The sequence below is a fragment of the Hymenobacter psychrotolerans DSM 18569 genome (assembly GCF_900142395.1).
Lineage (GTDB): Bacteria > Bacteroidota > Bacteroidia > Cytophagales > Hymenobacteraceae > Hymenobacter > Hymenobacter psychrotolerans.
Genome location: NZ_FRAS01000029.1, coordinates 20,701 through 41,138, shown reverse-complemented (window position 1 = coordinate 41,138; position 20,438 = coordinate 20,701). Strand labels below are relative to the sequence as shown.

20 protein-coding genes are annotated in these 20,438 nt (G+C 63.0%); 2 read left to right on the top strand and 18 right to left on the bottom strand.

Annotation, left to right across the window (positions count from 1 at the left end):
- The 10 genes from BUE15_RS22665 to BUE15_RS22405 all read right to left on the bottom strand — a co-directional run.
- A partial coding sequence (locus tag BUE15_RS22665; RefSeq protein WP_139252429.1) for a transposase occupies nucleotides 1-228 on the bottom strand: 228 nt, incomplete at its 3' end.
- Between the two features lie 23 nt (nucleotides 229-251).
- Nucleotides 252-449, bottom strand: coding sequence for an isoaspartyl peptidase/L-asparaginase (locus BUE15_RS18830; protein ID WP_073288444.1), 198 nt, complete (start codon nucleotides 447-449; stop codon nucleotides 252-254).
- A gap of 191 nt (nucleotides 450-640) precedes the next feature.
- Nucleotides 641-2,623 (bottom strand): AAA domain-containing protein, encoded by a 1,983-nt coding sequence (locus BUE15_RS18825; RefSeq protein WP_084549182.1) that lies wholly within the window; start codon nucleotides 2,621-2,623, stop codon nucleotides 641-643.
- A 71-nt stretch (nucleotides 2,624-2,694) separates the two neighbouring features.
- A complete protein-coding gene (locus tag BUE15_RS18820) occupies nucleotides 2,695-3,027 on the bottom strand; it encodes a DUF433 domain-containing protein (RefSeq protein WP_073288442.1) in 333 nt (110 codons plus the stop codon).
- A gap of 260 nt (nucleotides 3,028-3,287) precedes the next feature.
- Nucleotides 3,288-3,767 (bottom strand): cupin domain-containing protein, encoded by a 480-nt coding sequence (locus BUE15_RS18815; protein WP_073288440.1) that lies wholly within the window; start codon nucleotides 3,765-3,767, stop codon nucleotides 3,288-3,290.
- Between the two features lie 7 nt (nucleotides 3,768-3,774).
- Nucleotides 3,775-4,206 (bottom strand): DUF1810 domain-containing protein, encoded by a 432-nt coding sequence (locus tag BUE15_RS18810; RefSeq protein WP_073288438.1) that lies wholly within the window; start codon nucleotides 4,204-4,206, stop codon nucleotides 3,775-3,777.
- Between the two features lie 161 nt (nucleotides 4,207-4,367).
- A complete protein-coding gene (locus BUE15_RS18805; protein WP_073288436.1) occupies nucleotides 4,368-5,483 on the bottom strand; it encodes a VWA domain-containing protein in 1,116 nt (371 codons plus the stop codon).
- 11 nt (nucleotides 5,484-5,494) lie between these two features.
- The gene (locus BUE15_RS18800; protein WP_073288435.1) at nucleotides 5,495-5,851 is read right to left on the bottom strand and encodes an Imm51 family immunity protein; all 357 of its coding nucleotides are present in this window, start codon (nucleotides 5,849-5,851) and stop codon (nucleotides 5,495-5,497) included.
- A gap of 39 nt (nucleotides 5,852-5,890) precedes the next feature.
- Nucleotides 5,891-6,229 carry a sensor histidine kinase gene (locus tag BUE15_RS22660; protein WP_396276182.1) on the bottom strand — a complete coding sequence of 113 codons (339 nt, stop codon included), beginning with the start codon at nucleotides 6,227-6,229 and terminating at the stop codon, nucleotides 5,891-5,893.
- Nucleotides 6,230-7,227: 998 nt separating this feature from the next.
- Nucleotides 7,228-8,097, bottom strand: a complete 870-nt coding sequence (locus BUE15_RS22405; protein WP_073288432.1) for a tetratricopeptide repeat protein — start codon at nucleotides 8,095-8,097, stop codon at nucleotides 7,228-7,230.
- A gap of 234 nt (nucleotides 8,098-8,331) precedes the next feature.
- Here BUE15_RS22405 and BUE15_RS18785 point away from each other — a divergent pair, with 234 nt between their 5' ends.
- Nucleotides 8,332-10,935 carry a M1 family aminopeptidase gene (locus BUE15_RS18785; protein WP_073288431.1) on the top strand — a complete coding sequence of 868 codons (2,604 nt, stop codon included), beginning with the start codon at nucleotides 8,332-8,334 and terminating at the stop codon, nucleotides 10,933-10,935.
- A 116-nt stretch (nucleotides 10,936-11,051) separates the two neighbouring features.
- Here BUE15_RS18785 and BUE15_RS18780 read toward each other — a convergent pair whose 3' ends face one another.
- From BUE15_RS18780 to BUE15_RS18745, 8 genes are all read right to left on the bottom strand, one after another.
- Complete coding sequence (locus BUE15_RS18780) at nucleotides 11,052-13,352, bottom strand: DUF5682 family protein (RefSeq protein ID WP_073288430.1); 2,301 nt, start codon at nucleotides 13,350-13,352, stop codon at nucleotides 11,052-11,054.
- A 22-nt stretch (nucleotides 13,353-13,374) separates the two neighbouring features.
- Entirely contained in the window at nucleotides 13,375-14,073 is a 699-nt protein-coding gene (locus BUE15_RS18775) for a DUF1963 domain-containing protein (RefSeq protein WP_073288429.1), read from the bottom strand.
- Entirely contained in the window at nucleotides 14,070-14,399 is a 330-nt protein-coding gene (locus BUE15_RS18770; RefSeq protein ID WP_073288427.1) for a hypothetical protein, read from the bottom strand. Before BUE15_RS18770 ends, BUE15_RS18775 begins: the two co-directional genes overlap by 4 nt.
- Complete coding sequence (locus BUE15_RS18765) at nucleotides 14,399-15,499, bottom strand: ATP-binding protein (RefSeq protein WP_073288426.1); 1,101 nt, start codon at nucleotides 15,497-15,499, stop codon at nucleotides 14,399-14,401. The genes BUE15_RS18770 and BUE15_RS18765 overlap by 1 nt, the downstream gene beginning before the upstream one ends.
- 216 nt (nucleotides 15,500-15,715) lie before the next feature.
- Nucleotides 15,716-17,305 (bottom strand): DUF5691 domain-containing protein, encoded by a 1,590-nt coding sequence (locus tag BUE15_RS18760; RefSeq protein WP_073288424.1) that lies wholly within the window; start codon nucleotides 17,303-17,305, stop codon nucleotides 15,716-15,718.
- Between the two features lie 3 nt (nucleotides 17,306-17,308).
- Nucleotides 17,309-18,706 carry a hypothetical protein gene (locus BUE15_RS18755; RefSeq protein ID WP_073288422.1) on the bottom strand — a complete coding sequence of 466 codons (1,398 nt, stop codon included), beginning with the start codon at nucleotides 18,704-18,706 and terminating at the stop codon, nucleotides 17,309-17,311.
- A 57-nt stretch (nucleotides 18,707-18,763) separates the two neighbouring features.
- Nucleotides 18,764-19,114 carry a hypothetical protein gene (locus BUE15_RS18750; protein ID WP_073288420.1) on the bottom strand — a complete coding sequence of 117 codons (351 nt, stop codon included), beginning with the start codon at nucleotides 19,112-19,114 and terminating at the stop codon, nucleotides 18,764-18,766.
- 152 nt (nucleotides 19,115-19,266) lie between these two features.
- Nucleotides 19,267-19,866 carry a hypothetical protein gene (locus BUE15_RS18745; RefSeq protein WP_073288418.1) on the bottom strand — a complete coding sequence of 200 codons (600 nt, stop codon included), beginning with the start codon at nucleotides 19,864-19,866 and terminating at the stop codon, nucleotides 19,267-19,269.
- 56 nt (nucleotides 19,867-19,922) lie between these two features.
- Between BUE15_RS18745 and BUE15_RS18740 the strand changes: the two genes are divergently transcribed.
- Nucleotides 19,923-20,414 carry a hypothetical protein gene (locus tag BUE15_RS18740; protein ID WP_139252426.1) on the top strand — a complete coding sequence of 164 codons (492 nt, stop codon included), beginning with the start codon at nucleotides 19,923-19,925 and terminating at the stop codon, nucleotides 20,412-20,414.
- Nucleotides 20,415-20,438: the final 24 nt, after the last annotated feature.

Genomic DNA, 20,438 nt, shown 5'->3' with positions numbered 1-20,438 from the left:
CTGCCAAGTGCCATCGGCGGTCCACTTGCCGAAATAATAGTACACCGTAGGCCAGGGAGGAAAGTCTGCCGGCACGTCGCGCCACACACAACCGTTTTTGAGCACGTAGAAGATGCCATTCACCACCGCGCGCAGCGGCCACTTACTCGTGCGCTGCACCACGAATAAGGGCGCTAACTTCCTCCACTGACGCTCCGTTAAGTCTGAACTATACCGCTTCTGCTGCATCAAGCAAAGCTAATCCCAGCTGATTAACTTAAACAGCTTCTTAGATGTTCGCATATCTCTGACTTACCACGCCGGAAGCAGCGGCAGCCGTGCAGCACTTCCCAGCCGGCCTGCAGGGCCTGCGCTAGGCCTTCGCGCTGGGCAGCTTCCTCCTCTGCCGATAGCTCGCTGGGGTCCATCGTGACGGCCCCGCCGTGGATGACAATAGCATATTTTTTCATAAGTAAGCGGGTTGGGAAAAGGCTGACTACCGATAATACGGACGCAGAAAAGCCCCGTTTTTGAAGACGGGGCTTTTCCGTGTTTGTACGCTACGAGTATAAATACGGAGTCAACGGCAGTGCGCCAGCCGCCCGGGCCACCGGGTGCATTGGCGCTGAACCGGAACCGTTCGGTTGGTTTCCGGAAGACGCTACTGCAGCTCCCAGGCCGTGCGGTAGGCCCCGATGCTTTCCACGTAGTCGAGGAAGGCCTTGTAGAACGGGTGCCCGCCCAGCGTGCTGGAGTCGCCGACGAGCAGCAGCTTGCGCCGGGCGCGGGTCATGCCCACGTTCATGCGGCGCACATCCGACAGAAAGCCGATTTCGCCCTGCGGATTGCTGCGCGTGAGGCTGATGGCAATAATGTCGCGCTCCTGGCCCTGAAACGAATCTACGGTGCCGATGCTGAGCATGCGGTGCTCCATCAGGCCCACCAGCTCGTCGTTGTCTTCTACGGCGTCCTTGAGGTAGTTGATCTGGGCGCGGTAGGGGGCAATAACGCCGATGGTGAGCAGGTCTTCGGTGTGCTCGGCCTGGTCGTAGGGCTCCAGCAGCTGCGCGAGGCGCTTGAGCAGCAGGTCGGCTTCCTCCGGGTTGGCGGTGGAGCGGCTTTCCTCAATAGTCAGCTCCTGGAAGCCAAAGCCGGCCGTATCCAGGAACTCCACGGCCATATCCGGGGCGAAGCGCAGGTCGTAGTCGGGCAGGTCGGCGTGGGCCACGGTGGGGGCGGCTTTCAGGCGGCCTTCGTAGAACTGCTCCGAGCTGAACGCCATAATCTGCTCGTGCATGCGGTACTGCACTTCCAGCATGCGGGCCGTATCGGGCTGGCGCCGGATGCACTTCTCGAACAGCGTTTCGCGCAGGCCCTGGGCAGCGGCTTTTTCGCTTTTCACGGTGGGCGGCAGCTGCTGATGGTCGCCGGCCAGCACCACGCGGTTGGCTTTGGTTATCGGAATCCAGCAGCCCGGCTCCAGCGCCTGCGCAGCCTCATCAATAAATACGGTTTCGTAGGTGAGGTGGCGGATGGCGCGGTTGCTGGCGCCCACCAGCGTGCAGGTAATGACCTGTACTTTGTCGAGCAGGTCTTCGGTGATGTAGCGTTCCAGGTTGTCGGAGTCCTGCAGCATCAGGTGGGCCTGCTCCTTCAGGTGCCGCCGCTGCTCCCGTTCTTCCCAGCCAAAGTGCCGCTTGAACTTGCTGGCCTGCTCGCGGTACTGCTCGGCGGTCTGGCGCATGCTTTTCAGCTCGGGGTAGCTCCTGTGGGCCATAATCTGGGCATCGAGCGTGTGCTCCAGCAGCAGATCCGACACGCGCGACGGGTTGCCCATCCGAATGACGTTCACGCCGCGCTCGGCCAGCTTTTCGGTGAGCAGATCCACGGCCGTATTGGAGGGGGCGCACACCAGCACCCGCCGCTCCCGCCGGATGGTTTCCAGAATGGCCTGCACCAGCGTAGTGGTTTTGCCGGTGCCGGGCGGGCCATGAATGATGGCCACATCCTGGGCCGCCAGTACGTGCCGCACCGCCGACAACTGGCTGTCGTTGAGAGGAGAAGGATAGTAGAGCTGCACTTCCGCCTCGGGCTTGTAGCGGGCCGGTTTGGCGCCCAGCAGCACGTCGCGCAGCTCGGCCAGCCGCGAGTCGAAGGCGCCCATCACCTTGCCCAGGGCGTACTCCATCTCACGGTAGCTCACCTCATCAAAGGTCAGGTCTACGCCCAGCTTGCCCTCGTCGACCCAGTCGGGTAGGTCTTCCTTGGTGGTGGCCAGCAGGATTTTGTTGCGCTTGACGCTGGTAATGACGCCGTTGAGCGTGGGGCGGTCGGAGCCGCCGCGGCCGGGAATATTGCCGAACAGGGCCGCGTTTTTGCCCACCTGAAACAGGTGCAGCCCGCTGGCACCGGCCGGGCGCTCCAGCTCCAGCACCAGCTTGCCGCCGAAGCCAATGTCTTCCTTCGTGATTTTGACCGGGTACCAGGTGAGGCCCCGCTTCTGGCGCTCGGCAATGGTAGCCTGCGCGCTTTTGATTTTGAATTGTTCGAGGTCCTCCTGCTGCTCAAGCTTCATGAGGGCCTGCACCTTGCGCAGCTCTTTTTCCAGGGCGTAAGGTTCGGTATAGGTAGGTTGTTCTGCCAACTGATGGGTTCTTTTGCGAATCGTTGGTAACAACGAAACCGGGGAAAAGGTGGCCGAAGGTCGGGAGGAAACTATGAAAAATACTCTTTGAATAGTCTGTCTGCTCTCTTCCAGTTGTCTTGCTCTTCGCCGTCAACCTCGCCTTCCTGCTGAACCCGTAGTGTGCAGTTATGGCAGAATTTTATAGGCTTGTCCCTAACGCATTGCAATGTTCGGCAATAATGCAGTGCTTGTCTGGCCTGTTGCAGCGTGATTTCATAATCCTGTAAAGCTTCGTAGATGGTTGAATTTATGTCTACTTGGCTCACAATGTCGCCAACTGCTAACCTCCTGCCTTCTAATCTTGGCTGGCCCCAGAGTATATTTTCAGTAATAACTATCTCAGGAAATTGCTTGTAATCCATAGAATTCCATGCCTGTTCAAATTCTTCTCTTGTGATTTCACAGGGAGTAAAGCCTTCGTCAAGTGGTGCATCGGAAAGCCCTCCCAATTTATCCTCCGCGTATTCTGTATCATATTTTAATACTTGGCCATTTTCAAAGAGTTGGAGTTGTCTGGTATCCCGTAATTGGTTATCGGCTTCAAAGTAGAAACAGGAGAAGCCCTAAGTATTAGTGAGTTCATCTCCGGTAGTTTCCTGCCAATGCCGTTTATAGTATTTCATTACAGCCTCGTAAACCGCTCCACCACCTCCGCCGCTTGCGGAAACTCCCGCAGCAACGCGGCCCGCTCGGCCAGCTCAAAATCGGCGAAATCGAAGCCGGGGGCCACGGTGCAGCTGACGAGGCCGTAGCCGGGGCGCTTGAGCTGGGCCGCAAACCACACGCCCGCCGGAACGACGGCCTGGGGCAGCTCGCCGGCGGCAAAGTCGGGGCCGAGGGTGAGGCGGGTGGGCTGGCCGGGCGTGAGCAGGATGATTTCCAGCGCCTGCCCCTGATGGAAAAACCACAGCTCATCGGACTTGATGCGGTGGAAGTGCGACTTGTCCTCGTTTTCGAGCAGGTAGTAGATGGCCGTGCTGACGCTGCGGGTGTGGCCCTCGGTGGTGGTCAGGGTGTGGGCGGAGCGGTAGGTTTCCCGGTAGTAGCCGCCTTCGGGGTGGGGCAATAGCTGCAGGTCACGGATAATGTCGGAAGCCGTCATAGTAAAGCTATGGGTGCTGTTGCAGGAGCTGCAGGGTTTTCTCGTCCGGCGCGCCGCCGAAAAACTTGTCCAGCACTCGCTGAAAAACCGGATTGGCGCCTTTCTGTGCGGCAAACAGGGTCATGGACGACCGTAACTTCATGTCATCCGGGCTGCCCATGATGCGAGTGGCGTCGGTACTGTCCAGCTCCAACAATGCCGCGCTAATTTCCACCAAGCGCGGGCCCAGCACCGGGTGCTGCACATACGCCGCAGCTTCCTGCTGGCCCTGGATGGCGTAGAAGCGGGCGGTTTCGCTGTTGCCCAGGCCCTGAATCTGAGGGAAAATATACCACATCCAGTGGCTGCGCTTACGGCCCGCCTGAATTTCGGCCAGGGCCGTAGCGTAGTCGCGCTGTTGGGCATCAAGGAAGCGCTGCAGGTTTGGAGATTGGGGCATATAGTGCAGGATTGAGCGTTGGGATAACCTTGTACGTCATTTCGAGCGTCGCCGCAGCATTCGTTTAGCGGAAAGTTGAATGGCGGCCGTTTGTACGTTTTCTGCTGGGTGCTTCACCTTGAAGGTGTCCGGCACCGGGAGGGTGCTGGGCAGGGGCGCCGCTACACCTGCAGCTTCTGGCCCTGAATGGCCGCCGCCATCAGCCCCGGAAACTGGCCCGGCGTGCAGGCAAACGAAGGAATATCGAGAGCCGCAAACTGCTCGGCCACGCGCCTGTCGAAGCTGGGGGCGCCGTCGTCGGCCAGGGCCAGCAGGGCCACCACCGTGACGCCGGCGGCGCGCAGGGCGGCGGCTTTCCTGAGCATTTCCCGCTCGTTGCCGCCCTCGTACAGGTCGCTGATGAGCACCAGAATGGTATCGGTGGGGCGAGTGATGAGCTGCTGGCAGTAGCCCAGAGCCAGGTTGATGTCGGTGCCGCCGCCGAGCTGCACGCCGAACAGCAAATCCACCGGGTCCTGCAAATCCTCCGAGAGGTTTACCACGCTGGTATCAAACACCACCATGTGCGTTTTCACGGCCTTGATGGAGGCCAGCACCGCCCCAAACACGCCCGCATACACCACCGACGAAGCCATGGAGCCGCTTTGGTCCACGCACAGCACGATTTCCTTGAGCGCCTGCCCGCGCCGCCCGAAGCCCACCAGCCGCTCCGGAATGATGGTGCGCTGCTCGGGCTGATAGTGCCTGAGGTTGACACGGATGGTAGCGGCCCAGTCGATTTCGCGGTAGCGGGGGCGGGGGTTGCGCACGGCCCGGCTGAGGGCGCCCTGCACCGCCTGCCGCAGCGGGTTCGAGAGTTTCTGCTCCAGCTCCTTCACCACCTTGCCCACCACCTCACGGGCCGTGTGCTTCACCTTCTGCGGCATCACCCGGCTCAAGGACAGCAGCGTGCCCACCAAATGCACGTCGGCCTGCACCGTGCGCAGGATTTCGGGCTCCATCAGCAGCTGCTGCAAGCCCAGGCGGTCCATGGCGTCGCGCTGCATCACGGCCACTACTTCGGAGGGGAAGTAGGTGCGGATGTCGCCCAGCCAGCGGCTCACGCGCGGCGCGGAGCCACCCAGCCCCGCCTTGCGCTCAGGCTGCTGGTCGTAGAGGGCCGTTAGCACGTCGTCCATGCCTTTATAGTCGGCGTCGAAGGAAATCTGGTTCTGGGCGTCGGCTTCGGAGCCCAGCACCAGCTTCCAGCGGGTGGCGTTGTCGGTAGCGGGTTTCATGGGGCAGTTAGTTACTCGAAAAAGTCGCCGGGGTCGGCTTGGCTGAGGTACTTGTTGAGGCTGCCCAGGTCACCGAAAATGGGCTGAATCAGGCGCAGAAACTGCGCGGTGGTGGCGGGGCCGTCGGTGAAGACCAGGAAAACTTCGCCTTCACCGGCCATTTCCAGGTGGTCCAGCAGCTCGGGGGCGTATTCTTCCAGAATGGTTTCGATGTGCTCGGCCCAGCTGGCGCCGTTGCCGCTGTAGCCGTACTTCTCGAACACGTTGTAATAGTCGTCCATCTCCGACAGATTCACCAAAATGCGCTGCTGGTGCTCTGGTGTGGGCTCGGGTAGGTCGGAAACGATAAAAGGGAAGGTAGAACTCATGCGGGCAAGGTAGGGCAAAATACCCGCTGGTAGGGCTGGCTACGCCCCCAGCGTCATCACAAATTCGGTGAATTCGCCCGGCTGGCTTTGCACCTGCAGCTGGCCGCCGTGGCCTTTCTGGATGATGTCGTGGCTGAGCGAGAGGCCCAGGCCGGTGCCTTCGCCGGCGGGCTTGGTGGTGAAGAAGGGCTGGAAAATCTGCTGCTGTACTTCCTCGCTCATGCCCAGGCCGTTGTCGCGCACCCGTATTTCAATAGCGTCGCCCACCTGCCGGGTCCGGACTTCTACCTGCGGCGTGTAGCCCGATTCGGTGGTATTGGCGCGCTGCTGCACCGCATAAAAGGCATTGATAAGCAGGTTCAGCAGGGCCCGGCCCATATCCTGCGGCGCCACTTCCAGCAGCGGCAGCTCGGGGGCCAGGTCGAGAGTCAGGGTGGCTTGAAAACCAGGGTGCTGCGCCTGCAGGCCCTGGTAGGCCAGGTGAGCCTGCTCCGTTACCAGCGCGTTCAGGTCGGTGGGGTGGCGGGGGCCGGTGCCGGCGCGCGAGTGGGCCAGCATGTCGCGGATGATGGACGAGGCGCGGGTGCCGTGCTGGCTGATTTCCTGCAAGTTCTGCTTGAGGCCCGCCATAATATCGTACTCCAGCCCGGCGGGTGCGTGCTGGTCCATCCTCTCCAGCATGGTAGTACTGACGTCGGCAAAGCGCTTCATAAAGTGCAGCGGATTCTGCAGCTCGTGCGCTATGCCCGCCGACACTTCTCCCACAAACGCCCATTTTTCGGCCGCTACCAGCTGCTGCTGCGTGGCCCGCAGCTGCGCCAGCGTGCGCCGGTTGAGGCGCAGCTGCCAGTAGAGCACTCCGCCCAGGCCGGCCAGCAACACCAGCGCCCCCGCCGCTCCGCCCGGCAGCAGGTTGCGGTGGCGCAGGCGCAGATCCTGCACGGCCTGCGCCTGTTGTAGCCTGGTAATCTGGGTGCTTTGGGCCTGCTCCAGCCGTTCGCCTTCGTACTGAGCCACGTAGAAACGCCCCTGGCTGCGTACCAGCGAGTCGGTGAGGGCCAGGTAGACGCGCGTGTACTGCTGGGCCTGCTCCGGCTGCCGGCGGGCGTCGTAGAACCGGATAAGCTCCTGCAGCAGCTTGGGACGCAGCATATTCAGGTTGCTGGCCGCGGCTTTTTGCAGGGCTGTGCGCCAGTGAGCTTCGGCCGGCGTATACTGCTGCCGGGCCACGTAGTAGCGGGCCCAGGCCTCGTCAAGCATAAACTCGCCGGGCCGCCCCGAAATGTCCAGGTGCAGCGAATCGGCGAGCTGCTGGCTGCGGCGCAGCAGCGGATACGCCTGCGCCAAGTGGCCCTGCTGCAGCAATACGGCGCTTTTCAGCACCAGCGCATAGGCCATATAGGTGGGCCGGTTGGCAGAGTCGCGGTAGGCCGCCTGCAGGGCCAGCTCGGCGTAGCGCAGGGCGTGAGCTGACTGCCCCAGCTGCTGGTGCAGCCTGGATAGGGCGTTGAGAATATAGACTTCCTGCAAGCCCTTGAGCTGGTAGTGGCGGAGGAGCTGGTCGGCCTGCTGCAGGTAGCGAATGGCTTTGCATGGTTGCCCCATTCGGCATAGGTGCTGCCGGCCACCATCAGCTCATTGGCGTAGAGCCGGCGGTCGAAGTGCCGGAACAGGTCGGCGGCGTGCAGGTAGCAGCTAATGGCCTGGTTGAAGTCGCCGGGGTGGCGGTAGCTGCCGCCCAGCACCAGGTAGCAGGCCGCCGTATTTTCGCGGTAGTTGCGGAGGCGGTAGTAGGCCAGCTGCTGCCGGAAATACGCCAGCCGGGCCTCCGACTGGTGCATGCGGTTGTAGAGCGGAGCCAGGTCGAAGAGGCTGACGGCCTGGTGCAGCTCGGCCATGGCCCGGGCGTCGGTGCCGCCCTGCACCCAGAGCCCAAGGCCGGTGCGCAGGTGGCGGTAGGGCCGGGCATCGAGGAGCGGCAGCCGCTGGTTGAGGGCCAGCAGCTCATCCAGCAGGGGCAGGGCCTGCTGCCGGCGCTGGGCGTCGCTGAGCTCCGTGATGTCGAGCAGCTGGGCCAGGGTGCGCAGGCGGGCCGTATCGGTGGGCTGCTGCGGCAGGGTGCGGCGCAGCGAGTCGTAGTTGGTGTTCCAGTAGTTGCGAGGAAGCGCCCGCGCCGGACGGCTGCTTAGCAGCCCGCCTAGCAGCAGCAGTACGCTTAATAATAGCCTCGCCTGGAAAAAGTACACAAAAAGGAAATAAGGGATGAGACGCTGGCGACGGAACGCCAACAAGTGGCATAGGCTGCTCAGTGGTTGCGCCTGACTGGGTTAACCATCAAAAATACGGAAGCAGGACAGAAGAACGGAATCCTTGTCAGAAAGAATTGCCCGCCGCGCCTTTCAAAAGAGTTCAACTTCTCTGATTAGCCTGCTGCGGCCGGTAGTTGGCCGGCGCCGTTTTTCGCCCGACCTTGCCGGGGCATGACTACTTCGGCCTTTTGCGCGCACGGCGCCCGTTTTTCGTTGTGGCTGGCGCTGCTGGCCTGTACCAAGCCTTTGGCAGTGCCGGGCAGCAGCCCACCGCCCGCTGCACCCGTGGCCGGCGTGGCCGTGGTACCGGGCGTGAGCCGGGAGCTGGCCGACGACCGGGCCCGCCGCATCTCCCGGCTCGGCTACCAGCTGGCGCTGGCCGTACCGCCCCAGAAAACCGAGCCTATTGCCGCCTCAGAAGTCATTCGGTTTCATTTATCGGATGCCAGCCAGCCGGTGCAGCTTGATTTCAAGGAGCAAGCCGACCACTTGAAAAGCGTAGCCGTCAACGGAAAGGCTGTGGCCATTGATTTTCGGGCGGAGCATCTGGTGCTGCCCGCCGCCAGCCTGAAACCGGGCGCGAATGAGGTTGAAATCAGCTTCGTGGCCGGCAACCAGAGCCTCAACCGCAACGACGACTACCTGTACACGCTGCTCGTGCCCGACCGTGCCCGCACGGTTTTTCCAGTGTTCGACCAGCCCAACCTCAAGGCCTCGTTCACGCTCAGCCTCACGCTCCCGAAAACCTGGCAGGCCCTGGCCAACGGCCCCTTGCAGGATTCCACCGGTGCGGCTGCCAGCAAAACGTACCGCTTCGCGCCCTCGGACACCATCAGCACCTACCTGTTCTCGTTTGCAGCCGGCGAGTTCACGCGTGTTTCCCGGACTATGGCGGGCCGCCAGATGCAGTTTCTGCACCGCGAAACCGACAAGCACAAGCTGAAGCTGAGTCTGGGCCCCATCTTCCGGATTCACGCCGACGCGCTGCAGTTTCTGGAGCAGTACACCGGCATTCCGTACCCGTTCCGCAAGTTCGATTTTGTGGCGCTGCCTGATTTTCAGTACGGCGGCATGGAGCACGTGGGCGCTATCGACTACAAGGCCAGCACGCTGTTTCTGGACGAAGGCGCGACGCAGGACCAGAAAATAGCCCGCTCCAACCTCATCAGCCACGAAACCGCCCACATGTGGTTCGGCGACCTGGTGACCATGCAGTGGTTCAACGACGTGTGGATGAAGGAGGTATTTGCCAACTTCATGGCCGACAAAATCACGCAGGTGGCCGTGGCGGGCTCCAACTACGACCTCAAGTTCGTGGTGGACCACTACTCCGCCGCCTACGGCGTAGACCGCACCGCCGGCGCCAACCCTATCCGGCAGGAGCTTGATAATCTGCAGGATGCCGGCTCGCTCTACGGCAACATCATCTACCACAAAGCGCCCATCATGATGCGGCAGCTGGAGCTGCTGATGGGAGAGGAGCCGTTCCGCCAGGGCCTGCAGGAGTACCTGCGCAAGTACGCCTACGGCAACGCCACCTGGCCCGACCTCATTGCCATACTCGACGCCCGCACCCCCGCCGACCTGCAGGCCTGGAACCAGGTGTGGGTAAACCAGCCCGGCCGCCCCGTGTTCAGCTACCGCCGCGGCGGGCACGATGGGCAGACTATCCTGGAAATAACGCAGCAAGCCGAGGATGGCTCCGCCCGCCTGTGGCCCCAGGAATTTACGGTGCTGCTGGAGTTTGAGGATGGGCGCACGCAGGAGAGAACCGTGAAAATGACCGAACGGGAAGAGACGCTGAAGGTGTCGGGCAACCCCCGGCGCATTGTGTTCAATTCCACCGGCATTGGCTACGGCGTGTTCCCGGTTGCGGTGCCGTCGGCCGCGGAGCTGGCGAGCTTGCAGAGCCCCGTAACCCGTGCTGCCGCCTACGTGAACCTCTACGAAAACATGCTCAACGGCCGCACCCTCGCGCCGCGCCAGTTGCTGGACTTATACCGCCGAGTGCTGCCCCAGGAGCCGGAGGAACTGAACATCAAGCTGCTGACCGGCCAGACTACCGACATTTTCTGGAAACTGCTCACGCCCGCGCAACGCCTGGTCCTGGCGCCGGCCCTGGAAAAAGAGTTGTGGGCGGCTATGCAGCAAAATCCGGCGCCCAACTCCAGGAAGCTGCTGTTCAAAGCCTACCAGTCGGTGGCCCTGACCACGGAAGCGCAAACCCGGCTCTACAGCATCTGGCGCAAGCAGCAGGCCCCCGCTGGCATCAAGCTCACCGAAGACGACTACACTGCGCTGGCTTTGGCCCTGGCCGTGCGCGACTACCCGGCCGCCCAGCCCATCCTACCCGCGCAGCTGGCCCGCATCCTAAACCCCGACCGCCAAAAGCGCCTGCAGTTCCTGCTGCCCGCCCTGGCCCCCGACGTAGCCACCCGCGACGCCTTTTTCGCCTCGCTCAAGGATGAAAAGAACCGCGAAAAAGAGGCCTGGGTGGTGTCGGCGCTGGGGTATCTGCACCATCCGCTGCGCGCCGCCACCTCCGAGAAGTACCTGCCCGCAAGCCTGGCGCTGCTCGAAGAAATCCAGCAGACCGGCGACATTTTCTTCCCGTACTCCTGGCTGCAGGCCACGCTCGGTTCCTGCCAAACGCCCACTGCCGCCCGCACCGTGCGCGAATTCCTGGCCGCGCACCCGCAGTACAACCCCAAGCTGCGCGCCAAGCTCCTGCAAGCCGCCGACGACCTGTTCCGCGCCGAAAAGCTGGTGAAGTAGCAACGTTGTTGCCACGTACACCAAAAAACGGCTGTCATCCTGAGCTTGCGAAGGACCTTCTATCGTTCTGCGGATAGAAGGTCCTTCGCAAGCTCAGGATGACAGGTTGTCGAATTTTAAACACCCAGCAATTCCCGCAGCACTGGCAACACCCGCCGGCCCCGTTCCAAGTCGAAGTCCTCCGCCACAGCCAGTGCAGCTACCGGCTGGCCACCCTGCACGGCCAAGTCGAGTAGCTGGCGGCGTTCGGGCAGGCTGAAATCGGTGAAGGCGCGGCGTAGCAGGGGCACGATTTCGCGGAAGGTGGCTTCGGGCAGCTCCCCGAGCCAGTCGTTGAGCAGGTCGAACAGAGGGCGGTGGTGGAGCAGGAGCAACCCACTGCCGCTGAGGAAGCCCTCTATCCAGGCGGTGGCGTAGTCGGTGGGCTGGGCGGGAGCCAGGGCCAGGCCGAGGGCCGTGGCGGCTTCGTCCGGAACCAGTTGGTGGGCATCGAACAGCAAGCGCCCGGCGGCTCCGGCCAGTAGCCCCGAGGAGGCCGGATTGCGCAGCACCACGGCCAGGGCCGCGTACCAATCGGCTTCCTGAGCTTCATCCTGCAGCAGCCGAATGGCCTGGTGGGTGCCTTCGATGTGAGGCAGCAGCTGGCGGGCGGCGTCGTAGTCGAGGCCCGTGCAGGCCTGGGGCAGCCCGATGCACAGGCGCGGCACGAGGTGGTGCACCACGGTGGCTACCTGGGCGGTTTCGGTGCGGCGCACGTTGCCGTAGCGTAGCACATTCACCAGCGGGGGCAGGGCGGCCAAAAGGTGCGTTACGTCGCGGGTGCCGGCCGAAAGGGTTTCCAGCCGGGCCACCAGCGCCCCGATGGCCGGGCCAAGGTCGGCTTGCAGGGCTTCTTCCAGCAGCTGGCTCACGGCTTCCAGATCAGGCGCTTCGGCGGCGCGGGCGGCGGCTTTGGCGGCGGCAGCGGCCAACACGGTGTTGCCCAGGCGGCCGGCATCCAGCACGTTGAGGGCGTATTCGGGCTGCCACTGCAGCTCCCACAGCTCGTGGAAGGTGCCGGCTTTGCCCTGCGCCCGGCGCGGCTCGCCCCAGCGGATATCCAGCAGGCGCAGGCGGTGCAGCAGGTGGCTGCGGCTCAGGTCCAGCTCCTTGCGCAAATCCAGGTCGAGGGTTTTGGCGGTGGCTTCGGGCTTGAGACGGGTGGCTTTCTGCTGGAGCTGCAAATCCTGCTGCAACGGCGTGGCGGGCTGCTCAGGCGGTACCGCGCCCAGCCGCTCCCCAATCACTAGCTCCCGCTGCACCATATCCAGGGCCTCAGCGTAGCCCCCACCCAAAATGGCCACGGCGGCTTCCTGCAGCTCCTCGATGCCCGGCAGCTCCCGGCCGCGCACCACGGCCAGGGTTTCGGCCAGGCGCACGCCCTCAATGGCGTGGGCGGCGGAGGCGTCCAGGTCGCGGGTGCGCAGCAGGCGGGCGGCGCGCACCATCCAGTGCGTCACCACCTCGGCGCGAGGCACTGTAAACAGCAATTCGTACCAGGCCGGCGACAACACGCCCGCCCCGTAGCCCGAGGCGTAGGACAGCCGCTCAAACGTCCAGGGAATCCAGGTAGCGGCGGTGGGTACTTTCCTGAGGCCCTTGAGGCGGGCTTTGTCTTCCTTCTTGAGCAGCTCGGGCCGCAACACTGGGGCGTGCCAGGCCCCGCACACCACGGCCACGCGCTGGTAGCCTTGTTGCAGAGTCGCACGCAGGGTTTCGCGCATAAAAGCCTCCCGGAGCAGGGTTTCCTCGGTTTCGGGCAGGTCCAACTCCTCCCGCAGGGCCGTCATCATGTCCAGCACCACCGCGAAGGTATCGGCGTGACCGGGGGCATGTTCCAGGCGCAGCTCCCACCACCGCTCCCCGTCGGCGTACCCGTCCAGTTCGGCGAGGTAGGAAATGGGGTCGGATTTGGGTGAGGGCAGAGGCTGTTCGGCTGGTTTCAGGGTATCGAGCGGTTCGGCTTCGGGCTCCGACGACTGGGCTTCAAGGGATGCTTCCGTTGCGGGGGGCTCATCGGGAGCTGCTGCCGCTGGGGTTTCTATGGCTTGCTCCTGAGCAAAGCGCATGCTCGCCGGCAAATCAAAGCAGCGCAGGTGGGCGCCGTGGCGGTAGCACCACTGCATGGCCTGCCACTCCGGCGAAAACTCGGCAAAGGGTAGAAACGAGGCCTGCTGGTGCTGCTTGGGGTTGTACACGAGCAGGGCCACCGGCGGCACCATCTCGGGGTGCGTGGCTGCGGCCAGCGCCGCTTCGGCATCGGCGGGGCACTCCAGCAGCACAATGTCGGGCTGGTAGGCGTCGAGGGCGTGCACGAGGCTGGCGGCGCTGCCGGGCCCGTGGTGGCGGATACCGAAAAGGCGGAGGTCGGTGGGCATGAACGATTTTGAAATTAAGTAGCTATGATTGGCCCCAAGAAAATTCGCAATTATCGAAAATTAGATTTCGCAAATCCTCCCGCTCAATTAGCACACTTAACACGCCCTCTTCTGTAAAGTCTTCGCCAATTTGCAAAAGAAGTGTTTTAGAGGAAAAAGCTATTTCTTCGATTTCCTCTTGTTGCAATTGACAATGTGTATAAATTCCGAAAATCTTCGATTTTTCGCTTCCAGCGAAATAGCCCCATCCGGTATCATCTTCATCTTCGATTGATGATGGGTCAAATCTTTCGGACATAGTTTCAGTCTCAGTGCTGAAATTGGTGATTAATTTACCATTCCAGAAACATTCTTCGTGTTCCTTAATTGTTCGGACCAAATTAGCATTAGCAGAAATTGTATGAACAACTTTTCCTTTTTCGAGGTCGGTAAAAAACAGCAATTGCCCGTTCTTGGGTAATAGCCCGGTGGGGTCAAGTGGCGAAATTGCTGCTAAATCAAGTTGGCAGGCAAAGTATAAGTCAGGCGGGTATTCCATCCCTGCAGGTAAATCAACAACTGGTCCGCCAATACGAGACTGACCTAGTGAGATACTTACTTTTGGATGAGGTACAAAATTCTGCTGCTGTAATATAGACGGGATACTTACAGAGGCTGGATAATAATCAACAGAATCTGGACGCAAGCGGATGATTTCAAACGGTGATTCAAGACTTTTCATACTTGGCTTTTGTAATGGTTTTTCAAGCGAATTTCAATAATGCGTTTGACCTCCGTGTCGTCAGCCACGAGCAGAATATCATGCAGTGCCTCAGCGGAAATAGCCTCTGCAGCATGAATCAATGACCATTCTATTCCATGTGCCGATGTATCGCGCGGCGCCCCCAGATTGATTAGGGTTAGAGAATGACTTGGTTCCAGTGGCTCAGAAAGTTGCTGCACGAGCTCATCAAATTCCTCCAAGGGAAAGTCGTCAACGGCAGGCGTACTATCGTCAGGCAATGAGCCTAGATTGCGCAAACGGGCGATGATAGTGGCGTTATCCATTATTCCACCACCTCCCGGCAGGCGCGGTACAGGTCTTTCCAGCCGTCCCGCTCTTTTACCACGGTTTCGAGGTATTCGAGCCAGACGGTGCGGTCCTGCACGGGGTCTTTCACCACGGCGCCGGTGAGGCCGGCGGCCAGGTCGTGGGCGCGCAGGCTGCCGTCGCCAAAGTAGGCGGCCAGGGCCAGGCCACTGTTCATCACCGAAATGGCCTCGCCGGTGCTGAGCGTGCCGCTGGGGCTCTTGAGCTTAGTTTTGCCGTTCTCCGTCACGCCCGAGCGCAACTCCCGGAAGATGGTGACGAGGCGGCTGATCTGCTCCAGAGCCGGCGCTTCCACGGGCAGCTGCAGCGCCTTGCCCTGCTTTTCCACCCGCGTCTGCACGATGCGCACTTCCTCCTCCGCGGAGGTCGGCAGGGGCAGCACCACCGTGTTGAAGCGGCGGCGCAGGGCGCTGCTCAGCTCGTTCACGCCCTTGTCCCGGTCGTTGGCGGTGGCAATGACGTTGAAGCCGCTGGTGGCCTGCACTTCCGTGGACAGCTCCGGGATGGGCAGCACCTTTTCCGAGAGCATGGTGATGAGCGTATCCTGCACGTCGGAGGGGATGCGGGTGAGTTCTTCGAGGCGCACCAAGCGGCCTTCCTGCATGCCTTTGAACAGGGGCGAGGGCACCAGCGCGCCCAAAGAAGGCCCTTCGGCAATGAGGCGGGCGTAGTTCCAGGAGTAGCGGATGGCATCCTCAGAAGTGCCCGCCGTGCCCTGCACCAGCAAATCCGACCGGCCGCTGATAGCCGCCGTCAGGTGCTCGGAAACCCAGCTTTTGGCCGTGCCCGGCACGCCCAGCAGCAGCAGGGCGCGGTCGGTGGCCAGGGTGGCCACCGCAATTTCCATCAGCCGCCGCTGCCCGATGTACTTGGGCTCGATTTCAAACCCGTTGTCCAGCTTGCCGCCCAGCAGGTAGGTGACGGTCGCCCAGGGCGAGAGGTGCCAGTTCGGGGGCTTGGGCCGGTCGTGGTCGGCGGCGCGCAGAGCGGCCAGCTCTTCGGCGTATACATCCTCGGCGTGCGGGCGCAGAATGGTGGTAGGAGCAGTGGTGGACATGTTGGAGTGGGGCCTCACCCCCCGGCCCCCTCTCCCGTGGAGAGGGGGAGCCTGACGACTTGTGCTACGCAGCACTTTCGGCTCGCGCCTCAAGTACTGCTACCGGGAAGATGGATGGTGAAAGGTGGAAAATTAGTGGTTTGTAAAGTAGATAGTATGTAGTGTTGCCTGCCGGTCGGATACCTACAGCATCGGACCGGCAGACGACGGCAGGCCCTAGCCAGGGGCGGGCGGTTCGTGGAGGGCCTCGGCCAGCTGCTGGCGGAAGTGCAGGGTGTTGAGCAGGCGGGCGAGGCTGTTGTGCAGGTAGGGTACGTCCTGGAGCAGGGGTTGCAGGGCCTCGGCGCAGAGGCCGTATTGCGCTGCCGGGACTACGCGGGCCATGTGCTCCAGCAGCTGGGAGGCGGCGTACTGAATGCGGTACAGCTCGGTGGGCTGCCGCAGGGCCCGGCGCAGCAGCTCCACCACCCGGCGCGTGAGGGTTTCGGGCCAGGGCGCGGGGACCAGCTGCAACAGGTGCTGCCAGGGCGCATCGGTGGAGAAGTGCGGGGTGGCGTTGAGCAGCGGCAGCACCAGCTCGGTGAGCTGGGCGGGCGGCAGCACGGCCGCCAGCCGGGCTACTGGCAGGCCGGGCGCTTTTTTGCGCGGCTGCGCGTGCAGCCACTCCAACAAGGCGCGGGCCCACCCCGCATCCTGGTGCAGTACCGCCGCCTCCGACCAGGCCGTGAGCAGCAACTCCGCCCACTCCGTGTCGGCGGCCAGGTCGATGATTTTGGCGGGAGTGAGGCTCCAGTGCTCGGCCCAGCGCTGGGGCGGAATCAGGGCCAGTAGCTGCCCGAGTAGCGCGGCTTTTTCGCCGGGGAAGCGGCTGTCTTTCTGCTCGATACCGTCGAGGAGCCAGGTTTTGTCCCAGTCGGAGGCCGGTAGCTCTACCAGCAGTTTCTTGCTCAGGAGGTTGCTCTTGAGGCGCACTAGCAACTCGGCGCGCTGCCATAGTCGCTCCAGTACCGCGCTGTCGGGCAGACGCACCAGCAGGGGCAGCACCGTTTGGCGTACTTCTTTGCTTTTGGCGGCGAGGTACTGCGTCAGCAAAGCGGCATCATCGGTGGAAAGCTGTTCCTGCAAGGTTTCCAGCAACTGGGCCTGATGCCTGGCGGGTTCCTGGGGCAATACCGCGGCCAGCAACTCCCGAGCCTGGGTCGGGGCCCGGCGGCGCAGGGTTTCCAGGTAGATAGTGCGCTGCGCGATGGTGCCGGTTTCCCAGGCGGTTTCCTCGGTGGCCTGCTCCGAAGCGGCCAGAAATATTTGCCAGGCCGGATTTTGGACAGCCAGCCAGGCGCCGCGCTGCCCCAGCACGGCGGCCGCGGGCCGGTGCAGCGCGGAGCGGGTGCGGGCGTATTCCAGCAGCGTTACCAACAGCTGGTGCGGCACCCGGCGTTGGTTCTCGGCCAGGGCTACCAGGAACTCCGGCAGCAGCTCCGGATACTGGCCCTCCAGCAATTGTTGCAGCAGCTGTGCCCCGCTAACTCCCAACGCCGCCTGCGTTTCGGGAGCGGCGGGGGGTATGGTAGCGGCAGTAGCGGCAGCAGGCTGGTAGCCGGCCTTGCGGATGGTGCTGAGTACGCCGGCAGACAATAACGCCTGCTTTTCGCGGTGGTCGGGCGCGTCTTCGGGGAGGGTGAAGCCGGGCACGGCGGGTAGCTCGTCGGGGCTTTGGCGGGTGCCGAGCAGGGCCACGCGCTGCAGGCGTTGCCAGTCGGCAGCGGGGCGTAGGGCGGTTTCCGGGGTGGGGTGGGTTTCGGGCATCAGCTAGGCAGTTTGTAGTTCAGCCACCGTATCCCAGCCCACCAGAGGGCGCAACCCCTGGCCGGTCCATTCGCCAAAAACCGTGAGCGGGAAGCCCCCGCTGATGGCGCGCAAGTCCCAGCCAAACTGGTCGTCGCAGAGCAGGCGGAGTTCGGTGGGGTTGCTGGTTGGTGAACCGGCGCCCGCCATGTCCGACGCATCGGTTTCAGCCGGAAACTGCAGCAACCAGCCTTCGGCGGCGGGCGTGGGCACGCCGCCGCTGAGCAAAGCCGGCCACTCGCGCAGCCAGGGCTGCCGGGCCAGGGCCGTGGCGTAGTCTTCCAGCAGCTGGCCGGGGCCGATGCTGCCGGTGGGTACCGGGTTGCCGGGCTGAACACCTTTGAACGTAAGCTGCCCCGGAATGGCCCGCAGGGGCAGCAAACCCGGATAAAACGTCAGCTCACCGGTATAGGAGCCATCGGGCACCAGCGGCGTGGCGAAGGGCTGGCCGCCGAAGGAAAACTCCACGACCAGGGCCATCCGGCTGGTTTGCTGGCCCCGCAACCAGGCGCGGCGCACGGTCAGGCGGTCTTCTTCGGTGGTGGTCAGGTCCAGCACGCGCCATTCATCCAGCACGGCGGGCTGGGTGGCCTGCACGTCTTCTTTTTTGAGATTCACGCCCACCAGCTGCAGCACTTCCTGGCGGGCATTTTCGCTCAGCTCGGGCAGGCGCTGGAAGGCCCGCACCAGCAGATATAGCTCCCCCAGCCGGGCCAGCAGCCGGGCGGGCCAGTCGGCACCCTGGTGGCGGAAGGCAGGCAGCTCGCGCACCACCGTGGCCAGGCCGGGCAGCTGGTTGTCGACGAGGCGGGCGGCCTGATTTTCCCAGAAGCTGCGGGGCTGCTGGTCGGTAGCGGCCAAACCGGCCCGCACGACGTCTACCAGCCAGGTTTCCAGCTCCTGCGCCCCGCGCTGCATGCGGCTCTGGCGCTGGGCCTCGCGCTTCTGGCGGGCAACTGCGGCGGCGGCTTCGGTGGCTTCCGAGTCGGCCGCCGCCGCCGTTTCAACGGCTTTGGCTACTTGCTTCTCCTGGGTTTGCTGACGCTTTTCCAGCCACTCGTGCAGCCACTCGGGTGGGGTGGTGCCGCTGAGCAGCTGGGGCTGGCGGGCCAGCAGCAGGAGCAGGCCCGCGCCGTGCTTGCAGGGAAATACGCGGCTGGGGCAGCTGCACTTAAAGGCCGGGGCGGTCAGGTCGATGCCGGTTTGGTAGGGTTTGCTGCCGCTGCCTTTGCACTCGCCCCAGGCGGCGGTGTCGGTCTGGCCCAGGTTGCCCCACTTGGCAGGGGCGGCCAGTTCCTGGCCCCGTTTCAGGGTGCCGGAGTCGGTGATGAGGGCGCGGGCCTGTTCTTCGGTCCAGGTCAAAACGGTGTCACGGTTAGATTGGCCGGAGCAGGCCGGTTACCGGGGCAAAGTAGGGGTTCAGACCGGAAATACCGCGTTACATTTCGGGCATTCCAGCAGCGTGGTGCCCGCATACACCACTCTTTTCCACCACGCCACCCGCGCCAGCGGCTCCGCTCCCTCGGCCCGGCAACGCGGGCAGCGCACGGCTTTGGGGGCAGTGCGCTCTGCCTCAAAGGCTTCCACCGTGGCTTGCGCCATCGGTACGTCGGCCTCCTCAATCAGCAGCTGGTAGTACATCCCGTCGCCGAACGGGAAGGAAGGCGGCCCGCAGGTTTTCACCAGTGCGTCTACCTCCATATCCTTCAGCTGATTGTACAGCTCCACCGCCTCGGCGTAGGTCAGAAACTGGGCGGCGGGAATGAGCATGGAGGGAGGGAATAAGTGGCCGCCGGTTGGACGCCTCCGGCGTCCGACCGGTTTCCGAGCGCACCGCGTGGGGAGGATCTGGCTTGAAACCGCCGGTTGTCAGCACGAAGACAACCGGTCGGACACCTCCGGCGTCGGACCGGGACTAGGGACTACTTTCGCCGCTTGGCTGTGGTGCTGTGCTGGCCGCGCAGCTTGAGCACGTACACCAGCAGGCCTGCCGACAACACGGCCAGACCGGCGGCCAGCAGCTCGCGGGAGGTGCGGGCGGCGGTGGCTTCGTCGGCGGTGGCTTGCAGGTCCTGGAGCTTCTTGGTGCGCTGCCGGTCCCGCTCCTGGAGGTTGGCAATCTGGTTTTCCAGGTCGTGGAACCGCTCCCGGGTACTGCTCTGGTCGGTTTGGGCCACGGTGGCCAGCTGCTTCACCTGCTGGTTTTCGGCCACTACGGCGGCGGTTTTGCGGAGGGTACCGGCCTGCACGGCCCGCACAATTTCAGTGTCCTTGCGGATGATGCCTTTCAGGGCGTCTATTACTTCCTGCAGGTCTTTTTTGCTGGGTTTATTGGCCAGAAAGGCATTGCGCTGGGCAGCGGCAGCCTCATACTGCTGCACCATTTGCTGGCGCTCCTGAATCAGGCGGGGCAGCGGGTCGTTGTCAGGGGTAGCAGCGGCGGGCGTCTGGGCGAAGGCTGAGCAGGAAAGCAGCGTCAGGCCGATACACAGGGGCAACTGGAAAAAGCGGGTGGGCAGCAAGGCAGAAAAATTGGGTAGTGAGAGGAAATGGATGGTAAATAGTGTATCTCGGGGCTATGAAACGAATATTCTATCTGTTAAGTCTATCCGCGGTGCTGGCCACGCCGGCCTGCAAGACCGCCAAACCGACGTCCGGCACCAATGAAAAGCCGAACATCACGGGTTCCACCAACTTGCCGCAAAGCTACTACGACAATGCGCGCCAAACCGTAGCCCCGGCTTCCGGCCTGGCCGTAGCCACCGACCCGGAATACGGCGTAACGCAGCAAAAACCCATTTGCGTGGGTGGCAAAACCGACTCGGGCGCCCGCAACCAGCAGCGCTACCTGAACGCCCTGCGCGGCCCCGGCGGCGAAGAAATCAGCTACCGGCGGCGCGGAAGCTGCTGCGCTTTCAAAACGCCTAACGGTATTATCGGCGGAATGGGCATGCTGGATGTGTACGAGGTAAGCTGGGCCGGGAGTGCCAAGCCCATGCTACTCTACCTCAATTTCTACGACGACGGGCCGCTGCTGGCTCCGGTAGGCCTCACGCTTGCCCAACCCTGATCAGCCACGAGCCAGCAACAAAAA

Coding starts and splice junctions, on each gene's coding strand:
- BUE15_RS18775 (WP_073288429.1), bottom strand. CDS start 14,073: ATGAAAAGTCTTGAATCACCGTTTGAAATCATCCGCTTGCGTCCAGAT.
- BUE15_RS22660 (WP_396276182.1), bottom strand. CDS start 6,229: ATGGGCCGGGCCCTGCTGAACCTGCTTATCAATGCCTTTTATGCGGTG.
- BUE15_RS18760 (WP_073288424.1), bottom strand. CDS start 17,305: ATGCCCGAAACCCACCCCACCCCGGAAACCGCCCTACGCCCCGCTGCC.
- BUE15_RS18750 (WP_073288420.1), bottom strand. CDS start 19,114: ATGCTCATTCCCGCCGCCCAGTTTCTGACCTACGCCGAGGCGGTGGAG.
- BUE15_RS18800 (WP_073288435.1), bottom strand. CDS start 5,851: ATGAGTTCTACCTTCCCTTTTATCGTTTCCGACCTACCCGAGCCCACA.
- BUE15_RS18785 (WP_073288431.1), top strand. CDS start 8,332: ATGACTACTTCGGCCTTTTGCGCGCACGGCGCCCGTTTTTCGTTGTGG.
- BUE15_RS18810 (WP_073288438.1), bottom strand. CDS start 4,206: ATGCCCCAATCTCCAAACCTGCAGCGCTTCCTTGATGCCCAACAGCGC.
- BUE15_RS18740 (WP_139252426.1), top strand. CDS start 19,923: ATGAAACGAATATTCTATCTGTTAAGTCTATCCGCGGTGCTGGCCACG.
- BUE15_RS18805 (WP_073288436.1), bottom strand. CDS start 5,483: ATGAAACCCGCTACCGACAACGCCACCCGCTGGAAGCTGGTGCTGGGC.
- BUE15_RS18830 (WP_073288444.1), bottom strand. CDS start 449: ATGAAAAAATATGCTATTGTCATCCACGGCGGGGCCGTCACGATGGAC.
- BUE15_RS18780 (WP_073288430.1), bottom strand. CDS start 13,352: ATGCCCACCGACCTCCGCCTTTTCGGTATCCGCCACCACGGGCCCGGC.
- BUE15_RS18815 (WP_073288440.1), bottom strand. CDS start 3,767: ATGACGGCTTCCGACATTATCCGTGACCTGCAGCTATTGCCCCACCCC.
- BUE15_RS18820 (WP_073288442.1), bottom strand. CDS start 3,027: ATGGATTACAAGCAATTTCCTGAGATAGTTATTACTGAAAATATACTC.
- BUE15_RS18770 (WP_073288427.1), bottom strand. CDS start 14,399: ATGGATAACGCCACTATCATCGCCCGTTTGCGCAATCTAGGCTCATTG.
- BUE15_RS18765 (WP_073288426.1), bottom strand. CDS start 15,499: ATGTCCACCACTGCTCCTACCACCATTCTGCGCCCGCACGCCGAGGAT.